Here is a 21978-nt window from a genome sequence, read left to right as displayed (position 1 = left end):
AGAATGTCTTCTGGCGCCGAATATTTTCATTTCATCCACCTCGCACGTGCATGACCGGTATGCGGGGGTGAATATCCGCGAGCAGGAGCGCAGGATCGCCCGTGAAGATTTTCTGGCGCACTACAATAAGCCGATCGAGATCGGTGACGATGTCTGGATTGGCGCGAATGCGGTTATAATGCCCGGTGTTAAAATTGAATCGCATGCCATTGTCGGTGCGAATTCCGTGGTGACCAAGGATGTTCCGCTAGGGGCGATAGTCGTAGGTGGTCCTGCAAAAATAATCAAGTTTCGCTTTGGGTTTGAGGGCGTCTAGATGTTGAGTAATAAAACGATTTTGGTTACTGGCGGTACCGGTTCTTTCGGTAATACATTTGTGCCGATGACCCTGGCCAAATATAACCCCAAGAAAATCATTATCTTCTCCAGGGATGAGATGAAACAGTGGGACATGGCGAAGAAGTTCGAAGGCGATTCACGCGTTCGCTTCTTTATCGGCGACGTTCGCGACAAGGAACGCCTTTATCGTGCCCTTGATGGCGTTGACTATGTTGTGCACGCCGCTGCTACAAAGATCGTACCGACTGCTGAATACAATCCATTCGAGTGCATCAAGACTAACATCAATGGCGCCATGAATCTGATCGACGCTTGTATCGACAAGGGCATCAAGCGTGTCGTGGCCCTATCCACAGACAAAGCTAGCAGCCCAATCAATCTATACGGAGCTACCAAGCTGGCGTCCGATAAGTTGTTTGTCGCCGGCAACTCTTACGCAGGCGGTCATGAGACCCGTATGGCTGTCGTGCGTTACGGTAATGTCATGGGATCGCGCGGCTCAGTGATTCCGTTCTTCATGTCGATCAAGGACAAAGGCGAGCTGCCGATCACTGATGAGCGCATGACTCGCTTCATGATCTCTCTGGAGGAAGGCGTTGAGTTGGTTTGGCATGCCTTTGAAGACATGGAAGGTGGTGAGATTTATGTGAAAAAAATCCCATCGATGAAGGTCATCGATCTTGCTCGTGTCGTAGCTCCCGACGCCAAGCAGAAAATCGTCGGTATTCGTCCTGGTGAGAAGCTTCACGAACAAATGATCAGTGCCGAGGACTCTTATTACACCTACGAGTACCCAGAGCACTTCAAGATACTACCTGTGATCAACGAATGGGCAACCTGCCCGAACCGCATCAAGGATGGCAAGAAGGTGCCGGAAGGATTTGTCTATTCAAGCGATAACAACACCGAATGGATGAGCGACGAGGAGCTGCGTAACTGGATTGCTCTTAACGAAGCCAAAATCGGGAGCATCTGATTCATGATTCCATACGGTCGCCAGGATATTACTCAAGCGGACATCGATTCGGTGGTGAGGGTTTTACAGTCCGACTACCTTACCCAAGGTCCCATGGTTCCGCGCTTCGAGCAACAAGTTGCCGCCCATGTAGGGGCTAATCATGCGCTGGCGGTAAATAGTGCTACATCTGCACTTCATATCGCATGCCTCGCCTTGGGGTTGGGCCCTGGTGACCGTCTATGGACAAGTCCTATTACTTTCGTTGCCTCTGCTAACTGTGGATTGTATTGCGGTGCAATAGTAGATTTTGTCGACATCGACCAACGCACCTACAATCTTTGCCCTTTGGCGTTGAAGCGTAAGCTGGAACTGGCTGAAAAAGAAGGTACCTTGCCCAAGGTGGTTGTACCGGTTCATCTTTCTGGACAGCCATGCGATATGCAAGCCATCCATGAGCTGGCTAAGCATTATGGCTTCAAGATAATTGAAGATGCTTCTCATGCCATTGGTGGAAAGTATAAGAACGAGTACATCGGAAACGGCAGATACAGCGATATCACGGTATTCAGTTTTCATCCGGTCAAGATTATTACCACTGCCGAAGGTGGGATCGCTTTAACCAACGATGCTGAACTCGCAGGCAAAATGGCGTTGTTGCGTAGCCATGGAATCACCCGCGATTCGGACCTGATGACACACGAAGCGGATGGCCCATGGTATTACCAGCAAATTGACCTGGGTTTCAATTATCGGATGACTGAGCTGCAGGCGGCGCTTGGCATCAGCCAGATGGAGCGTCTGGACCAATACGTCGCCCGGCGTCACAAGTTGGCCGCTCGCTACAATGACTTGCTGGCAGCATTGCCCGTGGTGACTCCTTGGCAACATGCTGACAGTTATTCCGGACTTCATCTCTACGTGATTCGCCTGGAGCTGGACAAAATAGGAAAAAGTCACCGCGAGGTTTTCGACTCCCTCCGTGAGCAAGGAATTGGAGTGAACTTGCACTATATTCCAGTGCATACACAGCCGTATTACGCGCGAATGGGTTTCAAGCCCGAGGACTTTCCTATGGCTCAGGATTACTACCGCGAAGCTATTAGCATTCCGATGTTTCAGACAATGAGCGATGAACAACAGGATCAGGTTGTCGCCGCTATCAAAAAGGCCCTGGGCGCATGAGATTGGCTGTCATCCCTGCCCGAGGTGGCAGTAAGCGTATCCCGCGAAAAAACATCAAAATGTTTTGCGGCAAGCCCATGATCGCTTGGTCAATAAAAGCAGCACTTGATAGTGGTTGCTTCGATAAAGTCATTGTATCAACTGACGATGAGGAAATTGCAGGGATCGCTCGCACGTACGGCGCAGATACACCCTTCATGCGTCCAGCTGAGCTCTCTGATGATTACACCGGTACCATACCAGTCATGCAGCATGCCATTAAACAGCTTCAGGCTGAGGGGGCCGACGCCCATCAGGTTTGTTGCCTCTATGCGACCGCGCCTTTTGTAACCGCTGAAGATCTAAGGAAAGGTTTGGCTATACTTGAGCAAACCCGAAGTCAGTACGCGTTTTCGGTTACCAGCTACGCGTTTCCTATTCAAAGAGCGGTTCGCTTGACTGAGTCGGGGCGCGTCGAAATGTTCAACGCCGAATATTTCAACACCCGCTCTCAAGATCTTGAAGAAAGTTATCACGATGCCGGGCAGTTCTACTGGGGCCTTGCCAACGCATGGCTGACTGGAAAAATGATATTTACACCCGAATCCACAGCGGTGTTACTGCCACGTTATCGGGTTCAGGATATTGATACCCCGGAAGATTGGATACGTGCGGAGTGGATGTACAAGGCTTTGGAAGCGGAGAAGGGGCTGTCGTGAACGGCCTGAAAGTGGTGTTTCGGGCAGATGCTTCGCTGCAGATTGGCAGTGGGCATGTTATGCGCTGTCTTACTCTGGCTGACGCGTTGAGAAAGCAAGGTGCCGAGTGTCACTTCATTTGTCGAGAGCACCCCGGAAATCTCATAGACGTTATACGTGAAAGAGGCTTCTCGGTATATATATTGCCGTCTGGTAACTTGCTCGAATACATAACGAAAACATGTGGTGATACACATCATTGGCACTGGTTGGGTGTTTCACAAGAGCGTGATGCAGAGCAGTGCTCAAGTTTACTAGATAATCTAAAACCTCATTGGTTGATTGTTGATCATTATGCCCTTGATGTCACTTGGGAGCTTATGCTTAAAAGGGGGGGGCTAAGGTTATTTGTGATCGATGACTTGGCTGATCGGAAACATGTCTGCGATATTTTGTTGGATCAGACTTTCGGGCGAAAGATCGAGGACTATGATTCGCTATTGCCGCCCAGTTGTATTGCATTGTGTGGCTCAAAATATGCTCTGCTCCGTCCTGAATTTGCGAGATTGCGATCTTATAGTTTGAGTCGGCGAACTGATTATAGTTTTAATTCAATATTAATCACCTTGGGGGGGGTTGATAAAGATAATGTCACGCGTAAAATTTTAGAGCAGTTGAAGATGACGGTGTTGCCTTATGATTGCCGCATCATCGTTGTAATGGGTGCCACTGCTCCTTGGCTAAATGATATTCAACAGTTTGCTAGTACAATGCCTTGGTTTACCGAAGTAAGGGTGAATGTCAATGATATGGCGCAGTTAATGGCGGATAGCGATTTTTCAGTTGGCGCTGCTGGAGCCACATCTTGGGAGCGTTGTTGTTTGGGAGTTCCCACCGCCATGTTGGTTCTGGCGGATAATCAGAAGTTTGCAGCGAATCTATTGGTCCGGGCAAAAGCGGTGGAATTGGTGGATACGGAGTCTCCAGCCCAGTTGGCTAATGTCATCGATAAGGCTGTCAGGAGACCGGAGTTTTTGAAGTCGTTAAGTGAACACTCAAGTTCTATCACTGATGGAGCTGGTTGTGAGCTTGTTATAAGAACCATAACTGACGTCGGTGCTATCGATGGTTATAAAGACAGAGGCTTTCGGTAAGCTTCGTGAAATTGCCGCCAGCGAGTTGGAGCTGATGCTCGCATGGCGAAATGCGCCAAATATTCGAGCGAATATGTATACAAGGCATGAAATCAGCCTTGAGGAACACTTGGCTTGGTGGGCACGTGTTCAGCTCCGCGATGATCAATTATATTTTATGTATGAGATCAACGGTAAGCCCATGGGTATCGTTGGGTTTAATGATCTTAGCATTACGAACGCCGTTTCGTCATGGGCATTCTATGCGGCTCCTGAGGCGCCAAAAGGCACAGGGAGTAAAATGGAATTTCTTGCCTTGGATTATGCATTTAATGATATGCGTCTGCATAAGCTGGTGTGCGAAGTTCTTGCTTTCAATGAGTCGGTTATAAAGCTTCATAAGAAGTTTAACTTCCAGGTTGAGGGAGTTCTGCGTGAGCATCACTTAATTGATGGGCGATACGTCGATGTATTTCGGCTTGGTATCCTCTCGCGGGAGTGGGAGTCTCATAGGCCGGTGATCTATGAAAAGCTGGTTAAACTATCTAGGAGCTGAATATGAAGCCAGTAATTTCCGTCGCTGGACGTAAAATAGGTGTTGATTATCCTCCTTATGTAATTGCTGAGCTTTCTGCTAATCATAATGGGGTGTTTGAAACTGCGCGCAATATAATTGAGTCTGCAAAAAAAAATGGCGCGGATGCGGTAAAACTGCAAACTTATACGGCGGACACCATAACTCTGAACTCAAGTGCTCCAGAGTTTCAAATAAAGGGAGGGTTGTGGGGTGGCAAATCTCTTTACGAACTATATCTCGAGGCTCAAATGCCTTGGGAGTGGCATGCTCCATTATTTGAATATGCCAAGAAACTGGATATCACAATCTTCAGTTCGCCCTTTGATAATACTGCGGTCGACCTCCTAGAGACTCTTGGGGCGCCAGCTTATAAAATTGCTTCTTTCGAAGCAGTCGATTTGCCTCTGATTAAATACGTGGCCAGCACGGGCAAGCCAATGATTATCTCGACCGGTATGGCGGATGCTGAGGAAATTGCGGAAGCCATTGAGGCCGCTCATGATGGTGGTTGCAAGGAATTGGCCATTCTTCACTGCGTTAGTGGCTATCCTGCGCCTGCGCATGATTATAATTTGCGTACCATACCAGACATGATTCAACGTCATGGGCTGGTAACAGGCTTGTCCGATCATACTTTGGACAATACTACGGCAATTACCAGCGTTGCGCTCGGAGCGTCGATCATTGAGAAACACTTTACTCTGGACCGGAGTGGCGGTGGACCCGATGATAGTTTTTCACTCGAGCCATCTGAGCTCATGGCGCTATGCAGGGACAGTAAGACAGCATGGGCGGCGCTGGGTAAGATTGATTACGGTCGTAAATCGAGTGAGCAAGGAAACGTGCAATTTCGGCGATCTTTATACGTTGTAGAGGATATTGCCAAGGGCGAGGCAATAACCCTTAGAAATGTGAGAAGTGTTCGTCCAGGTTATGGATTGGCCCCTAAGCATTTAGAGGGGGTTCTAGGCAAAGTGGCGTCTGTGGATATTAAGAGAAATACGCCATTAAGTTATGATCTCCTAAAATAAAGCAGCGTTAAACTGGGGGGGGTGGTAGGGTTGATTATCACAAAAAGAGATTTGTGGCAGATATTGTCTCCCGTCATAATAATTTCAATGGTGGCGCTTTTTTTTCTTGTCTTGGAGCTCTCTATTCCCTTTACCTCTGCTTTTGCGGATGTATATCCGGCTTATGGCATATACGCGTTATTTTATATCTCGCTTATCTTGTCCTACCTTGTTCTATCGCTAGGTTTATATGCGGCCAGTCCTTGCGTAGTCCGAAAAGAAGCGCGGCGGCCACCGCATCACCTGTACCTGGTGATGCGGTTTTCCTGCTGGATATCAATAGTGGGGCTGATATTTTTAATCATAGACAGGTCTTTATATCAGGGGGTGGATTTTATCAATGATAACTTTGTTGAGATTAGGGCTCGTTTAAACAGTGAAAGGGGGGAAGGGCAGGGGGTTTCGTCTATTTTTAGTGTGGCGGGCAATCTGTTGCAGTTTTGGTATTACTTCGCTTTTATTTTTTTGATTTATTATTACGAATTTTTTTCTACCAGCCAAAGGCGCGTCTTGAGTGGGCTTATTGTTTTTTCGCTATTGACGGGTTCGTATATTTTAGGCGGGCGCTCATTAATAGGTGTCTTGGCTGTGAGTTTTGTTGCAGTAATCATTGCGCGCGGAAGCTCTGGTCGTGAAGTGTATTCGGAATTTTTTAAGGTCAGATCTTTGAGTTGGATTTTGCTTGTCGGGTTTTTGTGCTTGATGGTAATTATGTATGTTTTCTACGCTCGTGCCTCTGTCGGAGGAAACGACTCAGAAGCATATTTGAATAGTTTTGTGGATCATTTGCATGGAGTTAAAACTCAATCCTATGACGCTTGCAGTAGTGGAGTGTTATGTGATCTGAAGAATTATCTGTTGTTAACTGCGCTTTACGTCGCTCACACTTTTTGGGTGCTTTCTGAAAATATCCAATATCTGCCCTCGGACGCAGGTGGATCTGCTTTGTGGGGTGGATTGCTTTTGCTGTGTTCAAAAATTTTTGGTTCTGCGGGCGGGGATTATCAATACGCGGGGTTATTTAATTCGCTGCCTGGTTCGATTTACTATGAGTATGGCGGGCTTGGTGTTGCTGTAGGCGCTCTTCTTTTTGGAGTGGGGCTTTCTTATATGAATTTTCTGCTGTTGCGTTATACAGGAGTATTTAAAGTTGTTTTTTATGTGGCTTTACTTGATACTCTGTTGGTGTCTCCTGTTCTGTCGTCGCTCAATGTGATTATGTTTATATTTGTGCTGGCCTCGCTGTGTGCTGTGAGTTTGATATATGTTTTTATTTGCTCGATAAAAAAAGGAGTACGGCTCTAATGAGAGTTGGTCTTGTGAATATGTTCTCGTTTAGACCTCATGTCGAGCATTTGTATTATCTGGCCACGATTCTCGCTAAGGGTGGGCATGAGACATTTTTTCTTACTTGTGATGGCGCCGTTAGTAACTGTTATTCGCGAGCTATAAAGGGTAAGCGTAAACTGGTCGAATGCCCCAAGTGCATTTTGGGTGGGGTGAGAAGCTTTCCTGTCGAGAATATCACTTCTATCGGGAGCAGTTCTGCAACCTTAAGCGTTAAAGTACTGGATGACTTGGCTCTATCTAGCTCGTGTACACTAAACCGAACCGAGTCTGAAGCTGAGTGGAACGAGCCTCAGGTTGTCGCTGTCCGTGAAAGTCTGCATCAGCCTGTCAATAAGGTATATCAAAGTGCGTTGCGTTGGATCGAGGAGAAAAAGCTTGATGCGGTCATATGTTTCAATGGGCGCATGGATCTCACTCGGGCAGTAACGTATGCTTGCGAACAGAAGAATATACCTTATGTGACGCATGAAAGGACTTGGTTCGGTGATGGGCTTCAGTTAATACCCAACGCGAACTGCTTGTCTCTTAGAGCGTTGGGCGACATGGTTAAGGACTACGATGATAGACCTCTAACCGGAGAACAGGCGAAACTTGCCGGGCGACTTGCAGGGGAACGTTTTCTACAAAGGAACTCGCTTGAATGGCGACTGTACAATAAGAATCCAGAGCCCGCCCCTTGGCCATTGAGTGGTAATGGCCCCAGGGTTCTGATTATCCCTAGCAGCAAGAATGAGTTCGCCGGCCATGATGAGTGGCAGACGGCCTGGGAGGATAATACAAAAGCCTTGGACGATTTGTTTGAAGCCTTTTCGATCAAACCTGAGCAGGTAGTCGTCCGCTGCCATCCGAATTGGGCTGAAAATATTGGCAAGGCCGTAGGTGATCGTTCGCTGGCCCTCTACAAGAACTGGGCTGAAAGAAACGATATCTATTGTATTTCCAGTGAACAGAAAGCGAGCACCTATGACCTCATTCAGCAGGCTGACATCGTTGTCCTGAACGGTGGTAGCTCGGCGGTGGAAGCAGGGGTTTGCGGTAAACAAGTCATATGCCTGGGGCCGTCGACTTATCAGGAGGCTGGATTCGTCAGAGTCTTTCGAAATAAGGACTCCTTATATGCGGCTGATGCGCTCATCCCCCTTGATCCTGATATGGTCATTCGCAAGACGCTACGCTTTCTCTACCTGAGGTCTCATCGGTTTGCTCAGTTTGTTGAATATGTTCGAGCGTTGGAAACCACGCGTTATGAATATTTCGACGGGGCCGATCCCGAGCGTCTTATTTCAATGTTGAAAACGGGCAAGATGACGGCCGATGACACTTCGTTTTCCGACGACCAGCGGGATGAGGACGACGTTGTCATGGCTTTGAAGAATAAAGAGTGGGATAAACTGGCGAGCCATACGGTCGAACGTGTCAAGCTCAAACCGCTTGCGATTCAGCGCCGATTTGGATTGCGTTGGGTTGATAATGTCAGGGCTAAAATGCCAAGAGGAGATAGAGGTTGAGTGAGTTAGCTGGGGAACTGGTTTCTGTCATCATGCCGTCCTATAACGCGGAGGCGTTGATAGCGAGATCAATACAGTCTGTGATCGATCAGGCCTATGATAATTGGGAGCTGATTGTTATAGATGACTGCTCGAAGGACTCGACTCGCCAGGTTGTCCAGTCATTTGTAGAAAAAGACGCAAGGATCAAGCTGATTTCTCTAGAGCGTAATAACGGTGCTCCTGCGGCACCGAGAAACATAGGTGTTAGGCATGCAACTGGTCCTTGGATCGCTTTTTTGGATGCGGATGATATTTGGCATCCTCAGAAACTAAAGTTGCAGATGGAAGCACTTGAAAAGAGCGGTGTGGATTTTTGCTGCACGCAAATGAAGGATTTTATCGACGATACGCTGCTGTCCTTTCCGAAGGTCGAAAACGTCGGTTGTGAGCGGATCAGCTTCGCTAAGCAGCAGCTCAAGGGACGAATCCCGACGTCGAGTGTCGTTCTAAAGAAAGAAATCATGCTGCGTTTCCCTTTCAACGAAGATATCCGTTACAAGGCCGTCGAAGATTATCATTGCTGGCTGAGAGTGCATGAAGCAATAGGCGATAGTATAAAATTGTCCTATCCACTCTTAAATTATCGGCGAATTGCCGGTCAGATATCCGGTTCAAAAAAATACATGCTGGAACGTATGTACATGGTGCACAAGGAGTACCCCGGAACCTCCAGTGCCCACGCAGCGCTTTATACCCTCACCCACGCGTTGGGTGGATTTTACTATCGAATTTTGAGGAAGGGACTATGAAACGTGTAATGGTAACTGGCGGAGCGGGTTTCCTGGGGTCTCATTTGTGCGAGCGGCTCTTGGAGCAGGGGGCCGAAGTACTGTGTGTTGATAACTTCTATACCGGGGCGAAGCGCAATATCGCTCACTTGTTATCCAATCCCTATTTTGAATTGCTTCGTCATGACGTCACGTTTCCATTGCATGTGGAGGTTGACGAGATATATAACTTGGCGTGTCCTGCCTCACCTGTACATTATCAGTTCGACCCGGTGCAGACATTAAAGACCAGTGTGCACGGCGCGATCAATATGCTTGGCCTCGCCAAGCGTACCAAGGCCAAGATATTCCAGGCCTCCACCAGTGAGGTCTACGGCGATCCCGAGGTTCATCCCCAACCTGAATCCTATTGGGGAAAGGTAAACCCTATCGGGATCCGTTCGTGCTATGACGAGGGTAAGCGTTGCGCTGAAACCCTGTTCTCCGATTACCACCGACAGCACAACGTGCGTATTAAAATTGCGCGTATTTTCAATACCTATGGTCCGCGCATGCACCCAAATGACGGGAGGGTCGTGAGTAACTTTATCGTTCAGGCCCTTCGTGGCGAAGACATTACTATTTATGGCGAAGGGCAGCAGACGCGTAGCTTCTGTTACGTCGATGATCTGGTGGAAGGCTTTCTTCGGCTGATGAATACTTCGGATGAGGTTACCGGACCGGTCAACCTGGGCAATCCGGGGGAATTCACGATCAGGCAGTTGGCAGAACGAGTCCTTGAATTAGTTGGCTCAAACTCGAAGCTTGTTTTTCAACCATTGCCTCAAGACGATCCACAGCAGCGACAACCAGACATTAGCTATGCCAAGGAAATTCTAGATTGGCAACCAACTATCATGCTTGATCAAGGTTTGGAAAAAACGATTAGGTATTTTGATAGTCTGCTGTCTGAAAAATAAATAAAAGTTGGTGTCGATGAAAATTACAGTATTTGGTAGTGGGTATGTTGGGCTGGTCACCGGTGCTTGTCTGGCGGATGTCGGGCATTCGGTGATTTGCATTGATATCAACAAGGAAAAAATTGATGCCTTGAATAGGGGTGTTATACCCATCTACGAGCCCGGCTTGGACGAACTCATCCTTAATAATGTTCAGGCTGGACGATTGAAGTTTTCAACCGATGCCGTAGAAGGTGTTGAGCACGGTTATCTGCAATTTATCGCAGTTGGAACCCCACCGGATGAGGATGGTAAGGCGGATCTTCAGTATGTTTTGGCGGTTGCCAGAAGCATCGGCCAATATATGAACAGCGATAAGCTGATTATCGATAAGTCAACTGTTCCGGTGGGTACTGCTGACCGGGTAAAAGCTGTCGTTCAAGAGCAGCTCGATGCGAGGAATAAGGTCATTGATTTCAATGTTTGCTCCAATCCTGAATTTCTCAAGGAAGGGGCTGCGATTGACGATTTTACAAAAGGACCTCGAATTATAGTGGGCACTGATTCGGAAAAAGTTGCTGATGCGATGCGACAGTGTTACGCGCCGTATAATCGCAATCATGACAAAATCATGTTCATGGATATCCGTTCTGCGGAGTTGACTAAGTACGCGGCCAACTCGATGTTGGCTACCAAAATCAGTTTCATGAACGAATTGGCAAACTTGGCCGAATGTCTTGATGCGGATATAGAAAGCGTTCGTCTGGGTATCGGATCTGACCCAAGAATTGGCTACCACTTCATTTATCCTGGGTGCGGCTACGGTGGCTCCTGTTTTCCCAAGGATGTTCAGGCGCTTGCCCGGACGGCTCAGGAAGTCGGTTATGACCCTGAATTGTTATTGGCTGTCGAGGCGGTCAATAACCGCCAGAAAGAAGTATTGTTCAAAAAGCTGACTCAGGCGTTCGATGGACAACTAAAGGGGAAGTGCATTGCGCTGTGGGGCTTGGCGTTCAAGCCAAACACGGATGATATGCGAGACGCCCCTAGTCGGACATTAATGGAAGCCTTGTGGAGCGCTGGGGCATCGGTCAGGGCTCATGATCCGGAAGCGATGGAAGAATGTAGGCGGATCTATGGCGTTCGCGACGATCTGGTACTGTGCCACTCGCGGGAAGATGCTGTTGACGGTGCCGATGCCCTGGTGATTTGTACTGAATGGAAAGCGTACCGGGCACTCGAACCTGAATGGCTTAAAAAAGTCTTGCGTTACCCCATTGTCGTGGATGGCCGAAACGTCTTCAATCCGGATGATATGGCGCAGGCTGGACTTCTGTACTTTGCTATCGGACGAGGACTTTCCGGCCGTGACTGTCAATAATCATAAAGATGTGCGAAAGGTTCTCATAACTGGAGCTAACGGGTTTATTGGCAGAGCGTTGTGCCACAGACTCCTGAGTAGCGGTTATGAAGTATATGCCGTTGTCCGAAAATTGGCTGATCCGATCGATCATGTCAATTATCTGTTGGCTGACCTTGAACATTCCTATGATTTAGATATTGCAGCACTGGATATCGATGCTGTTGTTCACCTGGCTGGCCGTGCCCATATTCTGGGTGAGCAACATGTGGATGCTATCGAGCGCTATCGTGCCGCTAATTGCGAGGCAACGGTACGTTTGGCTCAATTGGCTGTCACAGCGAATATTCGACGTTTCGTATTTGTCAGTTCGATAGGTGTCAACGGCTCGGAAACCGGCGCGGCGGCCTTTGACGAACAATCGGACGCACATCCGCATGCAGATTACGCTGTTTCGAAACATGAGGCAGAGTTGCAACTTAAAACGCTGTTGGGCACATCCTCCGTCGAGCTTGTTGTGGTCCGTCCACCGTTAGTCTATGACGCGGATGCACCGGGTAACTTTGCCAGGCTGTTACGTCTGGTTGGTAGCGGGCTGCCACTTCCTTTTGCAGCGGTGACGAACAGGAGAAGCATGATATCGCTTGGGAACCTGGTGGGGTTCCTGGAGCTATGTGTGAAGCACCCAAATGCCGCTCAGGAGCTTTTTCTCGTCGCCGATGAATGTGATCTATCCACGGCAGAGATAGTAAGGCTTTTAGCGCAGGGCATGAGCAAACGGCCACGTATGTTTCCTGTTCCGGAGCGCCTGGTTTCGTTCGCCGCTAATCTGATAGGCCGTCAAAACTTGTACGTTCAACTCTATTGTTCGTTGCGTATCAGCTCGGACAAGGCGAGGCGTCTATTAGGATGGCATCCAGAGGAAGACGGGCGGGATGCGCTGATCAAGGCAGGTCGCGATTGGCTTGAAAAGCGCTCTGGTTGAGACGTTGATATTTCAAGACTCGTTTAAATGGACTCAGGTCGGATGTTCATATGACTGCTATGTTTCTGTTATTGCTGCTGATTGTTTGTTTTTCCTGCGTGTTGACCTGGCTGCTGCGCCGTTATGCGCTTGTCCGGAGTATCATTGACATTCCTAACGCCCGCAGTTCGCACACGGTGCCAACTCCCCGAGGTGGTGGTGTAGCGATTGTTCTCAGCTTTCTCTTGGTTCTGCCCGTCTTGGCAGTTGCCGATTTCCTGCCATGGTCGACCATGTGGGCGATGCTTGGGGCGGGGGCAGGGATTGCCGTGCTCGGCTTCCTGGATGACCATGGTCATATTGCGGCTCGCTGGCGATTGCTAGGGCATTTTGCCGCTGCATCATGGGCATTGATATGGTTAGGCGGCTTTCCGGTCATTACATTGTTAGGAGCGGACTTCCAACTGGCATGGTTCGGACATGTCCTGGCGGCCTTTTATCTGGTCTGGATGCTTAACCTCTACAATTTCATGGACGGAATTGACGGTATTGCCAGCGTCGAAGCGATTTGCGCTTGCCTTGGGGCATGCCTACTTTATTGGTTGGGTGGTTTTGAAAGCCTGATCGTGGCTCCGTTGTTGCTTGCAACGGCAGTCGCGGGTTTCCTGTACTGGAATTTTCCTCCCGCACGTATTTTCATGGGCGATGCAGGAAGCGGGTTTCTTGGCATCATCCTGGGGCTGCTGTCCCTGCAGGCGGCCTGGGTTTCGCCTAAGTTGCTGTGGGTCTGGTTGATTTTGCTAGGGGTCTTTATTGTCGATGCGACCGTTACTTTGATACGACGCTTGCTGCGAGGCGATAAAGTCTATGAAGCTCATCGTAGCCATGCCTATCAGTTCGCTTCCCGCCACTATGGCCGACATCTGCCGGTGACGCTGGCGGTGGCGGCGATTAACCTGTTCTGGCTGTTGCCGTTGGCAGCATGCGTTGTGTTGTGGAACGTGGATGGAATGTTGGCCTTGGTGATCGCTTACGTGCCTTTGATATTGCTGGCTATCAGGTTTCATGCCGGCGAGCTTGAGAAGGCGTGATTTCAAGGCAGGATTCGCGTTTTTTGTTTATCGGTTGTCCAACGCTCGATGACGGAGTCGCGTGTATCAGGAACGGATGGGATTTAGGAGTGGGCCAAGGTGCGTGAAGGGTTTATGGACAAATTGAGAACAGCGTTGCTGGGACTGCCGAGGCGCCACAAGCGGGCAATACAGCTGGCTATGGACGTTATTCTGGTCTGGCTCGCTTTGTGGCTGGCATTTGTTGTCCGCCTGGGCGTCGACGCGTTGGCAACTCCGATCGAGACGCACCTCTGGCTTTTCTCGTCCGCTCCGCTGATCGCGATTCCGATCTTCATCCGTTTTGGCATGTACCGCGCCGTCATGCGTTATTTCGGTAACGATGCGCTGATTACCATCTGCAAGGCGGTCAGCCTTTCGGCCCTGCTTCTCGCTCTCGTGGTGTATTGGTACAGCAATCACAAAACTGTCGTGCCGCGCTCGATCATTTTCAACTACTGGTGGTTGAGCCTGATCATGATTGGCGGTCTTCGACTGATGATGCGGCAGTACTTCCTGGGAGACTGGTTCGCCGCAGCCCAGCATGTGCCGTTTACCAGTCGTGATGACGGCCTGCCCAAGGTCGCCATTTATGGTGCCGGTGCGGCGGGTAATCAGCTTGTGGCCGCATTGCGGATGGGGCGGGTGATGCGACCTGTCGCTTTCATCGACGACGACAGCAGCATCGCGGATCGCATCATCGCCGGGCTCCAGGTGTATGAACCCAAGCATATCCAGAAGATGATAGATGCGACCGGTGCCCAGGAAATCCTGCTGGCCATTCCTTCCTCCTCCCGCGGCCGCCGTCGAGAGATATTGACCCTGCTCGAAGGATTCCCGCTGCATGTACGCAGTGTTCCGGGATTCATGGACCTGGCCAGTGGCCGGGTCAAGGTCGACGACATCCAGGAGGTGGACATCGCTGACCTTCTGGGGCGAGATGCGGTCCCCGCCCAACCTGACTTGCTCGAGCACTGTATTACAGGGCAGTCGGTATTGGTGACCGGAGCGGGCGGATCGATCGGCTCGGAGTTGTGCCGGCAGATCCTGGCACTCAAGCCCACAACGTTATTGTTGTATGAACATAGCGAATTCAACCTGTACAGTATTCTGTCTGAGTTGGAACCACGGATCACACGTGAGTCTCTATCCGTTCGCCTGTTACCCATCCTGGGTTCGGTCCGGGATCAGGGCAAGTTACTGGATGTGATGAAGACCTGGAATGTCGATACGGTCTATCACGCCGCGGCTTATAAACATGTCCCCATGGTCGAGCACAACATTGCCGAAGGTGTGCTCAACAACGTCATGGGTACGCTTAATACGGCGCAAGCAGCGCTGCAAGCTGGGGTATCGAACTTCGTATTGATTTCGACGGACAAGGCAGTACGGCCCACCAACGTGATGGGTAGTACCAAGCGGCTTGCTGAGCTGACTCTGCAGGCCCTCAGTCGTGAATTGGCGCCAGTGTTGTTCGGCGATAAGGCCAATGTCTCGAGGGTTAATAAAACCCGTTTCACCATGGTTCGGTTCGGCAATGTGCTGGGCTCGTCCGGTTCGGTGATTCCTCTGTTCCATAAACAAATCAAGTCCGGCGGACCGTTGACCGTTACTCACCCGAAGATCACGCGTTATTTCATGACCATTCCCGAGGCTGCGCAGTTGGTGATCCAGGCAGGCTCCATGGGGCTGGGGGGCGATGTGTTTGTTCTGGACATGGGGGAGCCGGTAAGAATCGTCCAGTTGGCGGAGAAAATGATCCATCTGTCTGGCTTGAGCATTCGTTCGGAAAAAAATCCCCACGGAGACATTTCCATCGAATTCACCGGTCTTCGCCCTGGTGAGAAGCTGTATGAAGAGTTGTTGATAGGTGACAACGTGGTTGCCACCCAACATCCGATGATCATGAGCGCCAACGAGGATTACCTGCCCTGGGATGTGCTCAAGGCCAGGCTGGCCGAACTGCTGGCAGCGATTGAACAGGATGATTACACCAGGGTCCGCCAGTTGCTTCGCGATACCGTCAGTGGCTACGCGCCGGACGGAGAGATTGTCGACTGGATCTATCAGCAGCGTCGCCTCGAACCCTGATTGTTACACACGCTGTAACGTACACGCTTTTGACACCACCCCATCATCGCCTAAGTTTGAGAAGCAGCTTCGGAAAAGCTGCTTCTCTCTTAACGATGTCATGGAGCGTCACTTATGCGTACAGGCTATTTCTATTCCCTGGTTTTTGCCCTGCTGACCAGCGCCTCTATTGCCGCAATCGCTGCGCCAGCGGTCAAGCCCGAGACAACGGCAGCGCCGCAGGTCACACAGGTATCGACCAGGCCGGAAGGCGCCAAAGTGAATCTCAACGAGGCGGACGCTGCTACGCTGCAACGTGAGCTGGCGGGTATAGGCGAGGCCAAGGCCAAGGCAATTGTTGCATACAGGGAAACGAATGGAGCCTTTTCCTCGGTTGAAGAGTTGTTGGAAGTCAAGGGGATTGGCAAGGCGATTCTGGACAGAAATCGCGAAAAGCTGGACGTGAACTGAAGTGAGGTAGAAGAGGGGCCAGTCATATGACTGGCCTTTTTGCGTCTGGAAGACGAGGCAACGATGAGTAGCTGCATCCACTGTGGCGGGTACACGATTGCCTGGCATGGATTGTGATTACTCATTTGCAACCGATTGTTGAACAATCCTGAGGCTCCGAATATGAACATTGGTCTTTCCCTGGCCGACCAGATCACCCTCGAGCTGCGCGCCGATATCATCGGCGGTGGCTTGTTGCCCGGCATGGCGTTGGTGGAGAACGACCTGGTGTCCGCCTACAGCGCGTCGCGCAATACCATTCGTGAAGCGTTGCATCGCCTGGGGCAGGAAGGGCTGGCCCGTTACGTGCGCAACAAGGGTGTGATGGTTCGCAGGTTGGACAGTGACGATGTGCGGGACCTCTTCAAGGTTCGGCGCACCCTGGAGCTCCAGGCGATCATGAACAGCCAGCCACTTGCCACGTATCGGTACGCACAGCCTGGCATTTCACCAGCACATCGTTGGGTTGTTGGGCAGCCCCCTGCTTGATGATTTTTTTACCAACGTGGTTGCGCAATTGCGCCTGGCGTTCTTCTGCGCCCCCGATGAGCCGCGCTTCCAGGCACCTTGGCTGGCCCGCGACCGGCAGATCCATGACTGGCTGGCGGAAGGCAACAAGCATGGGGCACATGAAGCGATGAGCGTCTACCTGGACGACTCCGAGCAGATGCTCTTGCACCTGCTGTCTTCCACCTCAAAGAACTGATCAAGGACTCCTGTCATGTACAAAGACTATCCAGCCGCCTATCAGGTCAGCAAAGGCTCAGCCCTGCAAGTGGACAAGCCCTTCTACGACCGCATCCGCGCTCAGCAGGACAAACGCACCCTGATCGAACAGTTCGAGGTGCCAATCCGTACCGGTCGAGCCTGGCACGTCCCGGCGGGGCACGTGTTCCGGGTCACTACGCCGGTGGGGCCGCAGGTAGGGGACTTCAACGTCTGGAACGCTCATGATCCACGGGAGCGCCTGTGGGCGGCACGTACCCGTCAGTTGCAGGGCGCTCATGTCAGTACCCATGACCGGCTGTGGTCGAACCTGCCATTCCTGCGTCCTTTGGTGACCATCACCGATGACAGCCTGGCCGCTTATGGCATCGACGAGCATGGTGGACGGCTGCATGATCTGCTGGGGACGCGCTGTGATCCGTACGTGAACAAAATGCTCACAGGCGAGGACTTCCATCACCATTGCCACTCGAACCTGACCCGTGCGGTGTTGCCCCATGGATTGACCGAGTTCGACGTGCACGACGTGCTGAATATTTTCCAGTGCACCGGACTCAACCATGACGACATGTATTTCATGAAGGCCTGCCCGGCGCGGCAGGGCGATTACCTGGAGTTCTTCGCCGAGATCGATCTGCTATGTGCGTTATCGACGTGCCCTGGTGGGGATTTGTCCGTGGCGATGTGGGGGCCGGATGCGCAGGATCCCCTTGGCGTCTGTCGTCCACTGGGGGTTGAGATCTATCGGTTGGAGGATTCTTTGCTGGAGGGCTGGAGCCAACCTGAGCGGGCGGCATACAAAGGGTTGCATGGCTTGCAGATTGCCAAGGCGGATTGGGAGAAGTAACACGACAGGCGCGGCAATGCAGTGCCCTCTGTGGTGAGGGGATAAATCCCCGCCACAGAGGCTCTATTCATTTCGGATTCAACGGTCCTTGGCTTCTTTCGCATCCATTTGCGCATTGCGCTCGGCAACGCGCTTGCGTTGCTCATCGGTCAACTCGACTTTGTTGGCAGTGTCGCGCAGCAGCATCAGGCCGCCAACGATCGAGCCGATTGCCACGATCAGGATCAACCAGGCATACCAGGGCATAGGATTCTCCTTGAGGGGCAGTGGCCAAACGAGTATTCGCCGGCCAATGTCCTACCACTTATGAGCGAAGGCTGTTCGCAGTGGTTCCATACTACGCCCGTTATGCCTGTTTCGCTTTCATAGCCCGGTCAGCATTGCATCGGCCGGCGCATCGGCGCGCAGTTGCGCCGTGAGGATGAAATAGACGAAGCCCACTGCCATGAAGCCGACGAAGATCAAGCCGATCAGCATGTTGAACCAGGCCATCGCCACCAGGCATACCACCGCCAGCACCAGGGCGATCCCCGGCACGATCGGATAGCCCGGTGCGCGGAAAGTACGCTCCAGGTTGGGTTCGGTTTTGCGTAGCTTGAACAGGCTGAGCATGCTCATGATGTACATGACGATGGCGCCGAACACGGCCATCGTGATCATTGCCGCGGTCAGGCTCATGCCGCCGAGATTGATCAGGCCGTCGCTGTAGATGGCTGCGATGCCGATCACACCTCCGACGATGATGGCTCGGTGCGGTGTCTGGAAGCGGGACAGCCGGGCAAGGGAGGCGGGCAGGTAACCGGCCCGGGCCAGGGCGAAGAACTGGCGCGAGTAGCCCAGGATGATGCCGTGGAAGCTCGCCACCAGGCCGAACAGGCCAATCCACACGAGCATGTGCAACCAGCCGGAGTTATCGCCGACCACGGCTTTCATTGCCTGGGGCAGTGGGTCGTTGATGTTCGACAGGGTGCGCCAGTCCCCCACGCCACCGGCGAAGAACATCACGCCCATGGCCAGGAACACCAGGGTCAGGATGCCGCTGATGTAGGCCTTGGGAATTGTCCGTTTTGGATCCTTGGCTTCTTCGGCGGCCATGGCGGCGCCTTCGATCGCCAGGAAGAACCAGATGGCGAAGGGGATTGCGGCGAATATACCGGCAATGGCCGGCGCCCCGAACACATCCGAACCGGCCCAGCCGTTCAGGGCGAAATTGCTGAAGCTGAACGCTGGCGCCACGACGCCCATGAAGACCAGCAGTTCAGCTACCGCCAGGACACAGACGATCAGCTCGAAGGTGGCCGCCAGTTTTACCCCGAGAATGTTCAGAATCATGAAGACGATATAGGCGCCGACCGCCGCATGCTTCGGGTCCAGGGCCGGGAATTGCACGTTCAGGTAGGCGCCGATGGCCAGGGCGATGGCCGGTGGCGCGAAGACGAACTCGATCAGCGTCGCCAGCCCGGCGATCAGGCCGCCTTTCTCGCCGAAGGCCCGGCGGCTGTAGGCGAACGGACCGCCAGCATGGGGGATGGCGGTGGTCAGTTCGGTGAAACTGAAGATGAAACAGGTGTACATGGCCGCGACCATGAATGAGGTCACCAGGAAACCCAGTGTACCGGCGACGCCCCAGCCATAGCTCCAGCCAAAATACTCGCCCGAAATCACCAGCCCGACGGCAATGCCCCATAGATGCAGGGTGCCCAGGGTGGGTTTGAGTTGTGTGTTCATCGGTGGCTCCCCCTCGATCAGTAGCAAAAGCGCTGGGATGGGGCAGTGCAGTGGGCGTGCCAGTATGGTTCGGCCGGTCGTAATGAGGGAAATCGTGTCGTATCGGGGATGTTAGCCGCCGGATTACCTGTTTTTGTGCCCCAGTTAGGAGCGTCGGTGCCTGGGCGGACCTCTTCGCGGGCAGGTTCGGGGTCCCCACGTATGGCAAGCCTGGTTACGAACGCGCTCCATGACTCTCCACAAGTCCCGATCTTTACAAATTCTTTATCCCCCAACCCCACCCTCGATCTCGTTCCTTTACAGCCACCCTGCAGACAATGACTCCATCACGGCACGACGCCGTAACACGGAGAAATCCCATGAGTGTTCTGGACGGGGTGTCACTGCTCCTGGCAGTGGCGCTGTTCATTTATCTGCTGGTTGCGCTGTTGCGCGCAGATCGGAGCTAGGAGCAGCCATGCACGGTTATGACTACGGATTGATGCTTGCCTTTTTCGCGCTGGTGCTGATTCCGGCACCGTTCCTGGGGCGGTTCTACTATCGAGTGATGGAGGGGCAGCGGACCTGGCTGTCACCCGTTCTCGGCCCGGTAGAGCGCGGCTGTTATCGCCTGGCCGGAGTCGACCCCGGCACCGAGCAGAGCTGGCAGAAATACACCCTGGCCTTGCTTGCCTTCAACCTGGCGGGGTTCGTGTTGCTGTTCGCGATCCTGCTGCTACAGGGTTACCTGCCCCTCAACCCCGAGCAATTGCCCGGCATGGAGTGGACCCAGGCCTTCAACACGGCCGTCAGCTTCATGACCAATACCAATTGGCAGTCCTACAGCGGCGAGGCATCCCTGAGCTATTTGAGCCAGATGGCCGGCCTGACCGTGCAAAATTTCGTCAGCGCCGCCACCGGCCTGGCGGTGCTGGTGGCACTGTGTCGTGGCATCGGGCGCCGGTCCGCCTCGACGCTGGGTAATTTCTGGGTCGACATGACCCGTGCCACTCTCTACGGGCTCTTGCCGTTGTGTCTGTTACTGGCCTTGTTCCTGGTATGGCAGGGCGTGCCGCAGACCTTCGCGCATTACGTCCACGCCGTGACGGTGCAGGGCGCGGACCAGGTGATCCCCCTGGGGCCGGCGGCCAGCCAGATCGCGATCAAGCAACTTGGTACCAACGGTGGCGGGTTCTTTGGTGTCAACTCGGCGCATCCGTTCGAAAACCCGACGGCCTGGAGCAACCTGTTCGAAGTCGCGTCGATCATCCTGATCCCCGCCGCGCTGGTGTTTACCTTCGGCCACTACGTCAAGGACCTGCGTCAGAGCCGGGCGATCATCGCCTGCATGCTCGTGCTGTTCCTGATGGGCGGTGCTACCTCGCTGTGGGCTGAATACCAGCCCAACCCGGCACTGGCTGACGCCGCCGTGGAGCAGGTCGCGCCACAGGAGGGCAAGGAGGCGCGCTTGGGCACCACCGCGACGGTGCTGTGGTCGGTGACCACCACGGCGGCCTCCAACGGCTCGGTCAATGCCATGCATGACAGCCTCAACCCTCTCAGCGGCATGGTCGCGCTGGTGAACATGATGGTGGGAGAGGTGATCTTCGGCGGCGTGGGTGCCGGACTCTACGGGATGCTGTTGAACGTGCTGATCGCGGTGTTCCTGGCAGGCCTGATGATCGGTCGGACGCCTGAATACCTGGGCAAGAAACTCGGTGCCAGGGAAGTGCAGTTGCTGGTGGTGACCTTGCTGGTCATGCCCGTCAGTGTCCTGGTGCTCGGTGCTGTCGCCGCGAGCCTGCCGGGACCATCAGCCGCAGTGAGCAACCCTGGCGCCCACGGTTTCAGCCAATTGCTGTACGCCTATACCTCGGCAGGGGCGAACAACGGTTCGGCATTCGCCGGTTTCGGCGCCAATACGCCGTTTCACAACCTGATGCTGGGCCTGGGCATGTTGATTGGTCGTTTCGGCTACATCCTGCCGGTACTGGCGTTGGCTGGCAGCCTGGCGCTCAAGAAGACCGCGCCGGTCGGGCAGAACAGCTTCCCCACCCACGGGCCGCTGTTCGTGACCCTGTTGACCGTGACCATCCTGCTGGTAGGCGGCCTGAGCTTCCTGCCGACCCTGGCCCTGGGCCCGATTGCCGAACACCTGAGCATGGGCTTCTGAGGAACCGATG

General features: G+C 52.6%; 20 protein-coding genes and 2 pseudogenes. 20 read left to right on the top strand and 2 right to left on the bottom strand.

Translation table 11 applies throughout. The features are described from left to right. Window positions 1-139: 139 nt before the first annotated feature. The 18 genes and pseudogenes from BW992_RS27660 to BW992_RS25405 all read left to right on the top strand — a co-directional run. Window positions 140-298, top strand: a pseudogene (locus BW992_RS27660) (DapH/DapD/GlmU-related protein); the annotation flags it as partial. A gap of 18 nt (window positions 299-316) precedes the next feature. Beyond that, complete coding sequence (gene pseB, locus BW992_RS25480) at window positions 317-1315, top strand: UDP-N-acetylglucosamine 4,6-dehydratase (inverting) (protein WP_072458115.1); 999 nt, start codon at window positions 317-319, stop codon at window positions 1313-1315. A 3-nt stretch (window positions 1316-1318) separates the two neighbouring features. Further along, a complete protein-coding gene (gene pseC, locus BW992_RS25475) occupies window positions 1319-2479 on the top strand; it encodes a UDP-4-amino-4,6-dideoxy-N-acetyl-beta-L-altrosamine transaminase (RefSeq protein ID WP_076407262.1) in 1161 nt (386 codons plus the stop codon). Next, complete coding sequence (gene pseF, locus BW992_RS25470; protein WP_072458113.1) at window positions 2476-3177, top strand: pseudaminic acid cytidylyltransferase; 702 nt, start codon at window positions 2476-2478, stop codon at window positions 3175-3177. Before pseC ends, pseF begins: the two co-directional genes overlap by 4 nt. After that, window positions 3174-4310: a UDP-2,4-diacetamido-2,4,6-trideoxy-beta-L-altropyranose hydrolase gene (gene pseG, locus BW992_RS25465; RefSeq protein WP_305955639.1), complete on the top strand. Its 1137-nt coding sequence runs from the start codon at window positions 3174-3176 to the stop codon at window positions 4308-4310. Before pseF ends, pseG begins: the two co-directional genes overlap by 4 nt. Then, complete coding sequence (pseH, locus tag BW992_RS25460) at window positions 4282-4845, top strand: UDP-4-amino-4,6-dideoxy-N-acetyl-beta-L-altrosamine N-acetyltransferase (RefSeq protein ID WP_072458112.1); 564 nt, start codon at window positions 4282-4284, stop codon at window positions 4843-4845. Before pseG ends, pseH begins: the two co-directional genes overlap by 29 nt. Window positions 4846-4847: 2 nt before the next feature. Next, window positions 4848-5897 (top strand): pseudaminic acid synthase, encoded by a 1050-nt coding sequence (pseI, locus tag BW992_RS25455; RefSeq protein ID WP_072458111.1) that lies wholly within the window; start codon window positions 4848-4850, stop codon window positions 5895-5897. Between the two features lie 30 nt (window positions 5898-5927). Next, window positions 5928-7241 carry a hypothetical protein gene (locus BW992_RS27015; RefSeq protein WP_143007924.1) on the top strand — a complete coding sequence of 438 codons (1314 nt, stop codon included), beginning with the start codon at window positions 5928-5930 and terminating at the stop codon, window positions 7239-7241. Then, window positions 7241-8794: a capsule biosynthesis protein gene (locus tag BW992_RS25450; protein ID WP_072458110.1), complete on the top strand. Its 1554-nt coding sequence runs from the start codon at window positions 7241-7243 to the stop codon at window positions 8792-8794. Before BW992_RS27015 ends, BW992_RS25450 begins: the two co-directional genes overlap by 1 nt. Next, on the top strand, window positions 8791-9585 hold the full coding sequence (locus BW992_RS25445) for a glycosyltransferase family 2 protein (protein WP_172834644.1): 795 nt from the start codon (window positions 8791-8793) through the stop codon (window positions 9583-9585). The genes BW992_RS25450 and BW992_RS25445 overlap by 4 nt, the downstream gene beginning before the upstream one ends. Next, window positions 9582-10523, top strand: coding sequence for a UDP-glucuronic acid decarboxylase family protein (locus BW992_RS25440; protein ID WP_072458109.1), 942 nt, complete (start codon window positions 9582-9584; stop codon window positions 10521-10523). Before BW992_RS25445 ends, BW992_RS25440 begins: the two co-directional genes overlap by 4 nt. Window positions 10524-10539: 16 nt before the next feature. Further along, window positions 10540-11883 (top strand): UDP-glucose dehydrogenase family protein, encoded by a 1344-nt coding sequence (locus BW992_RS25435; RefSeq protein WP_072458108.1) that lies wholly within the window; start codon window positions 10540-10542, stop codon window positions 11881-11883. Next, window positions 11870-12847 carry an NAD-dependent epimerase/dehydratase family protein gene (locus BW992_RS25430; RefSeq protein ID WP_231991094.1) on the top strand — a complete coding sequence of 326 codons (978 nt, stop codon included), beginning with the start codon at window positions 11870-11872 and terminating at the stop codon, window positions 12845-12847. Before BW992_RS25435 ends, BW992_RS25430 begins: the two co-directional genes overlap by 14 nt. 50 nt (window positions 12848-12897) lie before the next feature. Continuing rightward, window positions 12898-13917, top strand: a complete 1020-nt coding sequence (locus BW992_RS25425) for an MraY family glycosyltransferase (protein WP_072458107.1) — start codon at window positions 12898-12900, stop codon at window positions 13915-13917. 114 nt (window positions 13918-14031) lie between these two features. Continuing rightward, a complete protein-coding gene (locus BW992_RS25420) occupies window positions 14032-16026 on the top strand; it encodes a polysaccharide biosynthesis protein (RefSeq protein ID WP_072458106.1) in 1995 nt (664 codons plus the stop codon). Window positions 16027-16140: 114 nt separating this feature from the next. Next, window positions 16141-16476, top strand: coding sequence for a ComEA family DNA-binding protein (locus BW992_RS25415; protein ID WP_072389319.1), 336 nt, complete (start codon window positions 16141-16143; stop codon window positions 16474-16476). Window positions 16477-16638: 162 nt separating this feature from the next. After that, window positions 16639-17221 (top strand): annotated as a pseudogene (locus BW992_RS25410) (GntR family transcriptional regulator). Window positions 17222-17236: 15 nt separating this feature from the next. Continuing rightward, window positions 17237-18088, top strand: a complete 852-nt coding sequence (locus tag BW992_RS25405) for an urea carboxylase-associated family protein (protein ID WP_072430299.1) — start codon at window positions 17237-17239, stop codon at window positions 18086-18088. A gap of 78 nt (window positions 18089-18166) precedes the next feature. On the opposite strand, the gene BW992_RS25400 is transcribed toward BW992_RS25405, so the two are convergent. Next, entirely contained in the window at window positions 18167-18334 is a 168-nt protein-coding gene (locus BW992_RS25400) for a DUF2897 family protein (protein WP_072389313.1), read from the bottom strand. Window positions 18335-18451: 117 nt separating this feature from the next. Next, a complete protein-coding gene (gene eat, locus BW992_RS25395; protein ID WP_072389311.1) occupies window positions 18452-19816 on the bottom strand; it encodes an ethanolamine permease in 1365 nt (454 codons plus the stop codon). 359 nt (window positions 19817-20175) lie between these two features. Here eat and kdpF point away from each other — a divergent pair, with 359 nt between their 5' ends. Both kdpF and kdpA read left to right on the top strand, forming a co-directional pair. Continuing rightward, window positions 20176-20265, top strand: coding sequence for a K(+)-transporting ATPase subunit F (kdpF, locus tag BW992_RS25390; protein ID WP_053155116.1), 90 nt, complete (start codon window positions 20176-20178; stop codon window positions 20263-20265). Window positions 20266-20273: 8 nt separating this feature from the next. Further along, window positions 20274-21968, top strand: a complete 1695-nt coding sequence (kdpA, locus tag BW992_RS25385; RefSeq protein ID WP_072430300.1) for a potassium-transporting ATPase subunit KdpA — start codon at window positions 20274-20276, stop codon at window positions 21966-21968. Window positions 21969-21978: the final 10 nt, after the last annotated feature.

The sequence above is a fragment of the Pseudomonas sp. 7SR1 genome (assembly GCF_900156465.1).
GTDB lineage: Bacteria > Pseudomonadota > Gammaproteobacteria > Pseudomonadales > Pseudomonadaceae > Aquipseudomonas.
The sequence above is the reverse complement of the archived record's forward strand: the minus strand, read 5'-3'. Positions and strand labels throughout refer to the sequence as shown.